Below are 12,180 nucleotides of genomic sequence, written 5' to 3'. Positions count from 1 at the left end.
TTACTGCATGGCTTTGCTGCCAAGGCACTGCTTGGTCTTGGTGTTGTAGTTGCCGCATTTCGTCGGCGCGCTCCAGTCGGAAATCAGGTCCTTGGAGCCGGGCAGGTAATCGGACCAGGCATCGCCTTTGACCAGACCATCGGTTTCCCAGACCACGGCGAACTGGCCGTCATCCTGGATTTCGCCGATCAGCACCGGCTTGGACAGATGGTGGTTTTCATTCATCACCGCCATACCGCCAGTCAGGTTCGGGGTTTCCATGCCGATCATGGCTTCCGCCACTTTATCCGTGTCCGTGGATTGGGCTTTTTCTACGGCCTTCACCCACATGTTGAAACCGATATAGGTGGCTTCCATGGGATCGTTGGTGACGCGTTTGTCGTCCTGGGTAAAGTCGTGCCACTGGGCGATGAAGGCATCGTTGGCGTCGTTGTAGACACTCTGGAAGTAGTTCCAGGCGGCCAGGTGACCCACCAGCGGGCCGGTGTCGATGCCGGACAATTCCTCTTCACCCACGGAGAAGGCCACCACGGGAATGTCCTGGGCGCTGACGCCCTGGTTGCCCAGTTCCTTGTAGAAGGGCACGTTGGCATCGCCGTTGATGGTGGAGACCACTGCGGTTTTCTTGCCCTGGTTACCGAAGGCCTTGATGTCGCTGACAATGGACTGCCAGTCGGAATGCCCGAACGGGGTGTAGTTGATCATGATGTCCTTGTCAGCCACGCCCTTGGACTTCAGGTAGGCTTCCAGGATCTTGTTGGTGGTTCGCGGGTACACATAATCGGTACCGGCCAGCACGAAGCGCTCCACACCCAGTTCGTTGATCAGGTAGTTGACCGCCGGGATGGCCTGCTGGTTGGGGGCGGCCCCGGTGTAGAACACATTCTTGGACGACTCTTCACCCTCGTACTGCACCGGGTAGAACAGCAGGCCATTGAGTTCTTCCACCACTGGCAGCACGGACTTGCGGGACACGGAAGTCCAGCAGCCGAAGATTACATCCACACCTTGCTGGCTGATCAGTTCCCGGGTTTTTTCGGCGAACAGGGGCCAGTTGGAGGCCGGGTCAACGACCACGGGTTCCAGCTGCTTGCCCATCACGCCGCCCTTCTTGTTCTGCTCCTCGATCATCATCAGAACCGTGTCTTTCAGGGTGGATTCACTGATGGCCATGGTGCCGGACAGGGAGTGCAGCACCCCGACCTTGATGGTGTCAGCGGCCATGGCGGCGCCGCTGTAGATAAGGCTGCCGGAAAGCATGATTCCTGCAGTGAGTCGTTTCAGTGTGTTTGAAAATTGCATGGCAAAACTCCTTGTGGTGTAGCACTTACATCTGTAGTTGCAGACCCAGTACAAAGGTGTCGTTATCGCTGAACAGCTCGTCGTTACGATCCTGGTAAGCGGCACTGATACGGGCGTTATGACCCTTGATGATGTAGTTCAGATTGAACTCGCTGATGTCACCCTCGGCGCCATCGGTCACTTCACCCTCGGTGTAACGGATCACCGGTTGCAGCCGGCCCGGACCGATTTCCTGGGGGAACAGGAAGCCGGCCAGCACGAAGTAGCCTTCGCTTTCGTCGCCGCCCAGGCCGCCCAGACCGTCGTACTGGTAATAGGCGCCTTCGAGAGTCACTGTGCCGGCGCCGGTGTTTTTCTCGAACAGGGCATCCACGCTCCAGGCGGAGTCAGACCCCTGGCTCTGGCCAACCAGACCCACCGCCAGAATGTCCTTCTCGCCGTAATAGGTGCTGGAGTTGTAGTAGCCCGGTTCCGGATCGAGCAGGTTGAGAGTGAGTCGGCCGCTGTACAGCAGATCGTCGTCATCCTCGGCGGGGACCGGATCCTCCGGACCTTCGGTGACCGAGAACTGCCACTTGAACTGGCCCTCGTTGGCCTGGCCCCAATAAGCGACGCCGTCGTCACGACCGGCGAAGATGGCCGGATAGGCTTGCACGGACGGGAAATTCCAGGTGGTCAGATAGTACGGCCCGGACAGGTTGGAACGATCACTGGCGGGCAGGAATCGGCCGGCCCAGATGTTAAAGGTGTCGGAATACTCGAACCGGGCAATGGCATCGAGCACCCGCACCTTTTCTTCAACACCGTCGTATTCGGTGTTCACGGTCATCTTGATGTTGTCGGTGACCTGGCCGTTGATGTACAGCCGCACACTGTCCAGATTGAAATCACTGGAGCTGGATTCACCGTCAGGCGCTGCGTTTTCCACACTGGTAAAGCTGGTGCGCAGGCCTCCGCCCACAGAGATTTCCGGATCGATATCGGCACTCATGGCTGATATCGGTGTGATGAGAGCGGCCATGGCAAGCGCGCTCGTTACTGCTTCCTTTCGTAACATGGGTATCCCCCCATTGATGAATGAAAAAGGTCACTGTGTATCAGTCGTCGTTGTCTGCCTTGCCGCTGTGCATCCGGGCTTCATGAAGCATGTGCAGCGTTATTTTTCGCACTTCATTGCGTGAGCTTTCGATATGAGCGCGCAGCTGAATCTGCGCCTGCTCGCAGCGGCGATGCTGAATGGCTTCCAGAATGGAGCTGTGTTCCTGATAGGTGGCATCAATACGCGGTGGCTTGGTGAAATCCAGGCGGCGAATGATGCGCAGACGTTCGGTCAGGTCATGATGAATGCGTGCCATCTCGGTGTTGCCAGCGGCTTCCACCAGCATTTCGTGAAAGCGCTCATCCAGTCGGCTGAGAGTGTTGCCGTCTTCCAGTCTTTCCGATTCCGGCACGCACCAGATGCGAATCAGGTCATCGAGTTTGGGTGAGTTGTTTTCCTGCTCGCAGATCTTGCGTACCGCAGCGCATTCAAGAATGGTGCGCACATCGTAGAGTTCTTCGAAGTAATCGAAGTCAAAGGGTTTGACCTGCCAGCCGCTGCGGAACAGCACATCCACATAGGATTCCCGTTGCAGCCGGAACAGGGCTTCACGAACCGGAGTGCGTGAGGCGCCCATGCGTTCGGCAATCTCGTTTTCGCTGAAGCGGTCACCGGGCATCAGGCGAAAGTCGAAGATGTCGCTTTTCAGCTGCTGATAGATGCGGTCCGCCAGGTTGCTGGATTTTTTTTCTTTATGCGCTTTCATGGCATTTCCTCTCAGGCCACCGCTTTCGGATCAATGACCAACACCGGATCCCCGGCATGGATGATGGAGCCGGGCTGGCAATGCAGACCGGTGACCTTGCCGCTGGCATTGGCGACGATTTCGAATTCCATCTTCATGGCTTCCACGATCACCAGGGGCTGGCCTTCGCTGACCTGTGAGCCTTCTTCCACCAGCAGCTTCCAGACATTGCCGCTGATTTCGGCGCTGACCAGATGGCCATCTACCTGGCCGATATCCGTTTTACTGCCCATCAGCGCGGATTCCACTGCCGCGTCTTCGTCCTGCCAGCGCGCCACTTCCTCTCGGAAGGCCACATCGCGGCGGGCGTTGAAATCGGCAATTTCCTGTTCGTTGTTTTTCAGGAATTGGCGATGCTCGGCCAGGCTGAAGGGCTCTTCGCTGATCTCCACCTGCAGGTGGCCGTGGCGGAAGGCCTCGCGCATCTCGGTGAGTTTTTCCTCGCTCACCGGGTAGTAGCGGACCTGATCGAAAAACTTCAGCAACCAGGGCTCACCACTGTGGAACTGGGCGTTCTTCAGATGTTTGTTCCAGATCGGCAGGGTGCGACCCACCAGCTGGTAACCGCCGGGGGAATCCATGCCGTAGATGCACATGTAGACGCCGCCGATACCCACGGTGCCTTCGGCGGTATAGGTGCGCGCCGGGTTGTACTTGGAGGTCATCAGGCGGTGGCGCGGATCAATGGGCACCGCACAGGGGGCCCCCAGATACACATCTCCCAGGCCCAACACCAGATAGCTAGCACTGAAAATAATGTCGCGCACCTGGTCGGTGGATTGCAGGCCGTTGATGCGGCGAATGAATTCCACGTTGTTGGGCAGCCAGGGGGCATCCTGGCGAATGGTTTCCTGGTAACGGGTGACCGCATCCAGGGTGGCGCTGTCTTCGAAGGCCATGGGCAGATGCAGGACCCGGGAAGTCACGACCATGTCGTCCACACTGCCGATGGTCTGTTCACGGTCCAGCAGTGTGTTGACCAGGCGGTCCTGATCAAGGCGGCGGGAATCGTAATGGACCTGCAGGCTGCGTACCCCCGGAGACAATTCCAGAATGCCCTCCACCGGTGACGCCTTCAGGTTTTCCATCAGCGCATGGACACGCATGCGCAGGGCAAGGTCGAGCACGTTGTCGCCGTACTCGATAAGGATGTACTTGTCGCCGGCCTGCCGGTAGACGATCCGCGGTACATGACCGTTGGCATCTATCTCCGCCAGCATGGTGGAAGAGGTAAAGGTGTGGCTGTGATCGGTCACCGCCGGGTTGACCAGCGGAATCACACCCAGGTTTTCAATGGACGCATCCTGGGCGTCTTCCATGGCCTTGGCCTCGGCGAAGCTGATTGGCGAGAAGCGGATGCTGTCCCCGGGTTTCAACTGGCCCACTTTCCACAGCTCGGCCTTGGCGATGGTCACCGGGCAGACGAACCCCCCAAGGCTCGGGCCATCCTTGGTCAGGATGACCGGGAAATCACCGGTGAAATTGATGGAGCCGATGGCGTACTCGTTGTCGTGAACATTGGACGGGTGCAGCCCGGCTTCGCCGCCATCGGTACGGGTCCAGCTCGGCTTCGGACCCACCAGGCGAATGCCCAGTCGGTTGGAGTTGTAATGCACCTGCCAGTCGGCGTTGAAGAATTCTTCAATGGCATCTTCGCTAAAGAAATCCGGCGCCCCATGGGGGCCGTACAGCACCTTGATGTCCCATTGTTGCGGGTAGTCCGGGATCAATCCGTTCTCGACCGGGTGCGGCTCGGCCACCGGCGCCGGGGTGGGGCACCCCTCCAGCTGCGGCTGACAGATCGACAACACGTCACCCTTGCGCAGGGTGCGCCCACCGTGGCCGCCAAACTTGCCGAGTACGAAGGTGGATTTACTGCCCAGGTAGTCGGGGACATCAATGCCGTTGCGCACGGCAATATAGGTGCGGCAACCGTTTTCTACCTTGCCGGTGGTGAGGGTCTGGCCGGCCTTGACGGTGATGGGTTCCCACAAGGGTACGCTGACACCATCCAGTTGCGCCGGGCAGGGCGCACCGGTAAGTGCTACCACGGTATCGCAATGGAAGGTGAGCGAGGGCCCCACCAGGGTGGCTTCCAGGCCGGCGGCGCTGTCATGGTTGCCGACGATGCGATTGGCCAGACGAAAGGCAAAGTCGTCCATGGGCCCGGACGGCGGCACACCGATATCCCAGTAGCCGGCCCGGCCAGGATAATCCTGCACCGTGGTGTAGGTGCCTGGCTCGACAACGTCGAAGGCCCTGGGCGTATAGGTAAAGGTTTCCAGATAGCGAGTGGAAACGGTGCCGGCAATGACATTGTCGTCGCGCAGAATCTGGCGCAGATAGTCCAGGTTGGTGGCGATGCCCGAGAGGCGGGTTTGTGCCAGGGCGGTCTGCATCTTCTTCAGGGCGTCGGCACGATCACTGCCATGGACGATGACTTTGGCCAGCATGGGATCATAGTGAGGGCTGACCACGGTGCCGGTGTCCACCCAGCCATCCAGGCGGATATTGTCCGGGAAGCGCACCTCGGTGAGTTCGCCCGGGCTGGGCTGGAAATCTTTCAGCGCATCTTCGGCGTAGATGCGCACTTCCATGGAAGACCCCTGGCTGGTGTAGCTGTCATCCAGTGGCGGACGTTCGCCGCCGGCCAGTTGCAACATCCACTGAACCAGGTCCACGCCGAAGACGGATTCGGTGACGCCGTGCTCCACCTGCAGGCGGGTATTCACTTCCAGGAAATAGAATTCATCACGCTCGTCGTCGTAAATGTATTCCACCGTGCCCGCAGAGCGGTATTTCACGGTCTGGCCCAACCGCACCGCACTGGCGTGCAGTTGTTCCCGGGTCGCCTGTGGCAGATTGGGCGCCGGGGTTTCTTCCACCACTTTCTGGTTACGACGCTGCAGGGAACATTCGCGCTCGCCCAGGGCCAGCACGGTACCGTTACCGTCACCGAAGATCTGCACTTCCACATGGCGGGCCCGGGCCACAAAACGTTCGATAAAAACGCCGCTGTCAGAAAAGAAACTTTCCCCGAGCCGCTTTACCGACTCAAAGGCAGCGACCAGTTCGTCTTCGTTGTTGCAGCGGGACAGGCCGATGCCGCCACCACCGGCGGTGCTTTTCAGCATCACCGGGTAGCCGATCTGCAGTGCGGCCTGTTTGGCGTCGTCCAGGCTTTGCAGCAGGTCGGTACCGGGGGCCAGTGGCACGCCGGCTTTTTCGGCGATGGCACGGGCTTCATGCTTGAGGCCGAACTCGCGCAGTTGTTGCGGGGTCGGGCCCACAAAAGCGATGCCGTTGGCGGCGCAGGCTTCAGCAAACTCGGCGTTTTCGGAAAGAAATCCGTAGCCGGGAATAATAGCCTCGGCGCCTGTGTCTTTGGCGGCCTGCAGAATCAGGTCGGTTTTCAGATAACTGTCTGCGGCGGTCTGGCCGCCCAGGGATACCGCTTCATCCGCCACGCTGACGTGCTGGCTGTTGCGATCCGCCTCTGAATAGACCGCCACCGAGGCAATGCCCATCTGCTTCAGGGTGCGACAGATACGCACCGCAATTTCACCCCGGTTGGCGATCAGCACTTTCGTTAACATCAGAGGGACTCCTTCTTGTTCAGCGCGGCGATGTAGTTTCTCCAGCCGCCCAGTTCGGTAATGTCGGTGGCTTCGTCGATGGCCCAGGGCTCGCAGATAAATCCTTTCACCCAGCGGCCATCCACGGTTTCCAGGCTGCCAATGCCAAGGGGTGCAGGAATCAGCCCGACAAAGCTGCCGAAGTGTTCGATAGGCATTTGCCACAGTTCGATGGGAATGCTGTCTCCGCCGTCTTTTTCGTTGCGGATCAGCCCGGGTTTGGGAGGCACCGTGTTGGCCAGGGCATAGAGGCGATAGCAGGGAGCGGTGTGGGTGGCTTCCAGCAGCACCGCGTCGCGTTCCACCAGCTGACTGTTCAGTGGCATGCCGGTCAGGTGGGCACCGACCACCGCCACGGTGATGGAATCATCATGGTTATCGCTGGCGGCATTTTTTTCCGGTGCCGGCAGTGCCTGACCGGTGGCGCCGGCCTGCCAGGGCTGGTGCTGTTGCCAGCGCTGGCCGAATTCCGCCAGGGCATGGTCTTGCCAGGCGGGGGCAATCAGGGTGATGCCGCCGGGCAGGCCGTCGTCCCGAAAACCGCCGGGAAGGGCCAGGGCACACAGGTCCAGCAGGTTGACGAAGTTGGTCCAGGTACCCAGTTGGCTGTTCAGGGTGATGGGATCGTTGCGTACCGCGTCGCGGGTATAGATGCCCGGGGTGGTGGGTAGCAGCAGGGCATCCACACCGGCCAGCAGGTTGTCTGACTGACGTTTGAGTTCGGCCAGACGATATTGGGCGCGGAAACTGTCAACGGCGCTGATCTGTGCCGCCGGTTCCAGGATGTCACGGATGACCGGTAACAGGGCTTGCGGTGTTTCCTGCAACAGGGTGTCAGTGACAGAGAAACGCTCGGCTATCCATGGGCCCTGATACAGCAGGGCTGCCGCATCCTGCAGCACGGTGGTATCCACGGTAACCAGCTCGGCAAGACTGCTGAGGCTCTCCAGTTGTTGTTCCCAGAGCGCCTTTGCCTTGTGGTCACCGAACCAGGGCAGATCGTGGGGAATCCCCAGCTTCGGTCGTGCAGGCAGCCCGGTTTTCTGCCGTGACGGCGCCGGACGGCTGAAAGCATCGTCGCTATCGAACTGGCCGATAAGGCGGTAAATGGTCAGGGCATCTTCCACGTTCAGCGCAAACACGCTGACGCAGTCCAGGGTTCGGCACGCGGGCACCACGCCTCGGGTGCTGATGGCACCGCGGCTGGGTTTCAGTCCGACGATATTGGTAAAGGCTGCGGGTACCCGCCCGGAGCCGGCGGTGTCGGTGCCCAGCGAGAAGGGCACCAGCCCCAGGCTGACGCTCACCGCCGAACCGGAACTGGAGCCGCCGCTGAGGTAGTCGCCGTTGAACGGGTTGGGCACTTCCCCGTAAGGGGAGCGGGTGCCGACCAGTCCGGTGGCAAACTGATCCAGATTGGTTTTGCCCACCACAATCGCGCCGGCGTCGCGCAGCAGTCTGACCACGGTGGCGTCTTCCTGCGCTGTGTAGGCAAAGGCGGGGCAGGCCGCCGTGGTCGGCATACCGGCCACATCAATATTGTCTTTCACCGCGAAGGGAATGCCGTAGAGAGGCAGGGACGGATCCGTCAGGGTCTCGGCCTGGGCGACCAGGGAGGACTCGTCCAGCAGGTGAATCCACAGGGCGCGCTCGCTGTCGTGCAGCAGTGCCGCCAGTTGTTTCATGGCCTGTAGCGGGGTGAGGTCACCGCTGCGGTAGGCCGCCTGCCATTGTTGAAGAGTCCAGCCGATCATTCGTTTAGCACACCTGTTTGTATACAAGTTGGTATGCGGACTAGTGCAAACCCGGTGCCAAACAGACAGAAAAAATTTAAGTAATTGTTTTTACATAAATTAAATGTCGAAGGGCTGACCAGGTTGGTGGGATTTGTCAGGCTGGTGTGCGTCACGCTGATGCAGCTGCGCCGTAACAGTGCAAAAGGTTGCGTTGTGCAAGATGTCGCCATGGGCGACGGCGATGGCGGGAACAGGGAGGGGTTATTTCCGCTCTCGGCCTGGCTTTGGCAAAGTGAATCAAGGTGTCAGATCAAACAGGAGACGGATATGTCCTCGCGGGCTCTGGTCGTGGAAGGGGGTGCCATGCGCGGCATTTTTGCCGCCGGGGTGCTGGATGCCTTTCTGGAGAAAGATTACCGGGAGTTTGATTTTGCGGTGGGCGTATCCGCCGGTTCCACCAACCTGATCGGTTACCTGGCCGGAGATCATGGCCGCAACCGGCGCATCATTACCGACCATGCCTGCCGCCCGGATTTCATCAACTGGCAGCGCTTCATGGCCGGCGGTCATTTGTGTGATGTGCACTGGCTGTGGCATCAATCCTTACGGGATGTGCCGCTGAGTCTGGACCGGTATTGGCAATCGCAGACGCCGCTATGGGTGGTGACCACTTCCGTGGAGGATGGCGAGCCACGTTATCACCACGCGACGCCGGACAACCTGGACGAGATCATGACAGCGTCCTGTTCCATTCCTTTTGCCTACCGGCAATTTCCCACGGTGGACGGGCATCCCATGACCGATGGCGGGGTGGGCGATTCCATTCCCGTGCGCTGGGCCTATGAACAGGGCGCCAGGGATATCACCGTGGTGCTGTCACGGCATCAGGGGTATCGCAAGAAACCCAGCCCGCTGGCACCCCTGCTGAAACCCTGGGTCAGGGAAATGCCGGGGCTATATGCCGGTATGCGGAAACGCTCGCAAACCTACAATGACGCACTGGCGTTCATCGAGAACCCGCCCGAGGATTGCCGACTCACAGTGATTGCGCCAGACCGCGGCTTTCCGGTCAGCCGCTTGACCACCCATGGCCAAAAGCTGGAGCAGGGGTATTGGCAGGGGCATCAGGCCGCGTCGGTGATGTTGGGCGAGCCGCTTTTCGAAGCGGTGGGGTGAGGGCAGCCTGCAAAACAGCGCTGCCGGCAAGTCGTGTTGACTACCTGCTGCTATCCGACTCTTCACAGCGCCAGGTCCAGGCTTCCAGCTCCATGCGTTGAATGCCACGGTGATGGTTATCCATCAGAAAGACACGCCGGTCTTTCAATACCGCCCGGTTGCCGTCGGCTTTTTTGATGGCCTTGAGCAGTTTCTTTTTGGCGTTGTTTTCGATCCAGGCGTCGCTGAACAGCAAGCCCTGGAGTTTGCCGCCGGTTTCTATAGAGACAGTGTCACCGGGCTGGCAGCCGCTGGGGGGCGTTTTCAGGAGTAAGACCTTGTCAGCCTGACTGCTGGCGGCCAGAAGTAGCAATCCGATACTGAGCAGTCTGCGCATAGTGGCTCCTTTTTTGTTGTTATTCACAGGCCCGGCGCGCTTTTTCCACGTTTTCCCGCAGGTGTTGCGGGTTGATGGTGCCGGCGATGATACTGCCGACGCCGGCAGTGCCAAGGATCTTGTTCATGCTTTCCTGTACCGGGTCTTGTCCCTCGCTGCACAGGTGGCCGCTGGCAAAGGCCTTCTTGATAAGAATGCCCTTGTGGTGACTGGCGGCGTGCTCGATGACCGGCACTTCTTCGTCGTGGGCCAGGTTGTAGGTGACCATGGCCACGTCTGCTTGTCTGAGGGTGTCGATACCCCCGGCCACGGTTTTGGTAGACATGCCGGTGGCGCGGATCAGGCCCGACTTCTTCAGATCGTTGAGGGCATCCAGTGTGCCCCTCTCGAGAATATCCAGATCGTTCCCGTCCGAATGCACCAGCACGCAATCCAGGTAGTCGGTGTTCAGCCGCTTGAGACTGCGTTCCACCGAGGCACGCACATGTTGCGGGGAGAAATCGAAGTGGCTTTCGCCGCTATCATTATCGAATTCCTCGCCCACCTTGGTGACGATAACCCAGTGCTGGCGGTCCCGGAGCAGTTGCCCCAGTCGTTCTTCACTGCGACCGTAGGCTGGTGCGGTGTCGATCAGGTTCAGGCCCAGGTCCCGGGCCTGGGCGATCAAATCGATTACTGCCGCGTCATCGGGAATGGTAAAGGCACCGGGGTATTTCACGCCCTTGTCGCGGCCGATTTTCACTGTGCCCAGACCGAGGGCGCTGACGGTCAATCCTGTGTTGCCCAGCGGGCGCATGAAGGCCATGAAAGCTTCCTTGTTCGTCTTGCCGTAGGAGCGTCGCTGGCGGCGCGATTAACCACGCACGGAATCGCGCCGCCAACGACGCTTGCTCCTACGGAGGGTAATCAAAAACAGCGATGCCAGTACGGCACGCCCATGGGGGCTTTTTCCAGTGTTTCCGGCACCGTTAACGGTGCTCCTGGTTTCAGCCCGCTCTCTTCCACCAATGCCATCACTCTGTCGCCCAGGTCCGGGGCCAGGGTGAGCTTGGTGGGCCAGGCCACGATCAGGTTGTGATCGCGGTGGGCGTAGGCGTTATCCGGTTTTACCAGGGCCTGTTGTTTCGGTTCGGCCCGGGTTACGTTGAGAACGGCGAACTGGGCCTGACTGAAATCGAGCCAGGGGAACAGGTGTTTCAGTTCGTCGCGGCCAGCGGCCAGTTGTTCCTCATCGCTGCGTTCCACGCCCCGTTCCGCCAGGTCGCCGCCCAGATACCAGACCACCTTGCCGTCCGGGCAGTCGTGGGTGGTGACGGTGAGTACCGGTTTGTTGCTGGTGCCAACACAGTGAGCATAGAGGCGGTGGCCCAGATCGTGTTTCACCAGCAGCATTTTCAGTGGCCGCAGCTGGCTGTGTTCCTCTGGCAGCAGGCGGGCCTGGTGGGCGCCGTCCAGCAGTGCCGGGTTGCCATTGCCGGCGGACAGGATGGTCAACGTCGGCTCGATACGCTGGCCATTGACGGTCACCGCCTTCAATCCTTGCTCTCCCCATTCCAGAGAATCGCGTTCCCTGTCGAAGGCCAGCAGGCGTTCACGTACCGGCGCGGCCAGGGTGTCGATCAGTGATTCAGTGTTGATGACCAGATCATCCAGCTTGTAGACATTGCCCTTGAAGGCCTTGTCAGCCAACGCGGAGGGGAAATGGTCCCGCTTCAGCTTTTCGATGCGCCCGCGCAGCATCTTGCTGGCGAAGAAGTTGGTCATGCGCGAGGCCACTGAGCCACTGGACCACATGTGCTGGGTGTCGCTGAGTACCTGCAGCTGGCGCAGGTCCACCGGATCGTTGCCGGCCATGGCCGCACGCCAACGGTCCGGCATGGCGGCAATGGATTCCGATTCACTGGACAGATTGCCGCCCAGGGCATACTTGAGGCCACCGTGAATAATGCCCTGGCTGGCCAGGGTCTGGTCACCGCCCAGGGTGGCGGTTTCCAGCAGCAGGCACTGGTAACCGGCCGCGTTGAGTCGGTTGATCAACCACAGGCCGGCAATACCGCCGCCGAAGATCAGGATGTCGGGTTTCAGAGGGGAGTTGCTCATGGCTCACCATC

General features: G+C 59.9%; 9 protein-coding genes. 1 reads left to right on the top strand and 8 read right to left on the bottom strand.

Going from position 1 to position 12,180, the window contains the following annotated elements:
- The 5 genes from urtA to atzF form a co-directional block, all read right to left on the bottom strand.
- Nucleotides 1-1,302: an urea ABC transporter substrate-binding protein gene (gene urtA, locus C4S63_RS13530; RefSeq protein ID WP_062817177.1), complete on the bottom strand. Its 1,302-nt coding sequence runs from the start codon at nucleotides 1,300-1,302 to the stop codon at nucleotides 1-3.
- Nucleotides 1,303-1,327: 25 nt separating this feature from the next.
- On the bottom strand, nucleotides 1,328-2,293 hold the full coding sequence (locus C4S63_RS13525; protein WP_146063383.1) for a hypothetical protein: 966 nt from the start codon (nucleotides 2,291-2,293) through the stop codon (nucleotides 1,328-1,330).
- A gap of 106 nt (nucleotides 2,294-2,399) precedes the next feature.
- On the bottom strand, nucleotides 2,400-3,107 hold the full coding sequence (locus tag C4S63_RS13520; protein WP_063509889.1) for a GntR family transcriptional regulator: 708 nt from the start codon (nucleotides 3,105-3,107) through the stop codon (nucleotides 2,400-2,402).
- Between the two features lie 11 nt (nucleotides 3,108-3,118).
- A complete protein-coding gene (uca, locus tag C4S63_RS13515) occupies nucleotides 3,119-6,742 on the bottom strand; it encodes an urea carboxylase (protein ID WP_103917876.1) in 3,624 nt (1,207 codons plus the stop codon).
- On the bottom strand, nucleotides 6,742-8,535 hold the full coding sequence (gene atzF / locus C4S63_RS13510) for an allophanate hydrolase (protein ID WP_103917875.1): 1,794 nt from the start codon (nucleotides 8,533-8,535) through the stop codon (nucleotides 6,742-6,744). The genes uca and atzF overlap by 1 nt, the downstream gene beginning before the upstream one ends.
- 309 nt (nucleotides 8,536-8,844) lie before the next feature.
- On the opposite strand from atzF, the gene C4S63_RS13505 reads away from it, so the two are divergent.
- Complete coding sequence (locus C4S63_RS13505) at nucleotides 8,845-9,693, top strand: patatin family protein (RefSeq protein ID WP_062817172.1); 849 nt, start codon at nucleotides 8,845-8,847, stop codon at nucleotides 9,691-9,693.
- Nucleotides 9,694-9,733: 40 nt separating this feature from the next.
- Here C4S63_RS13505 and C4S63_RS13500 read toward each other — a convergent pair whose 3' ends face one another.
- The 3 genes from C4S63_RS13500 to C4S63_RS13490 form a co-directional block, all read right to left on the bottom strand.
- Nucleotides 9,734-10,069, bottom strand: coding sequence for a hypothetical protein (locus C4S63_RS13500; protein ID WP_062817171.1), 336 nt, complete (start codon nucleotides 10,067-10,069; stop codon nucleotides 9,734-9,736).
- Nucleotides 10,070-10,088: 19 nt separating this feature from the next.
- Nucleotides 10,089-10,874 carry an aldo/keto reductase gene (locus tag C4S63_RS13495; protein WP_103917874.1) on the bottom strand — a complete coding sequence of 262 codons (786 nt, stop codon included), beginning with the start codon at nucleotides 10,872-10,874 and terminating at the stop codon, nucleotides 10,089-10,091.
- A 101-nt stretch (nucleotides 10,875-10,975) separates the two neighbouring features.
- Complete coding sequence (locus tag C4S63_RS13490) at nucleotides 10,976-12,169, bottom strand: FAD-dependent oxidoreductase (protein ID WP_103917873.1); 1,194 nt, start codon at nucleotides 12,167-12,169, stop codon at nucleotides 10,976-10,978.
- Nucleotides 12,170-12,180: the final 11 nt, after the last annotated feature.

Source organism: Alcanivorax sp. DSM 26293, from assembly GCF_900107995.1.
Classification (GTDB): Bacteria; Pseudomonadota; Gammaproteobacteria; order Pseudomonadales; family Alcanivoracaceae; genus Alcanivorax.
The sequence above is the reverse complement of the archived record's forward strand: the minus strand, read 5'-3'. Positions and strand labels throughout refer to the sequence as shown.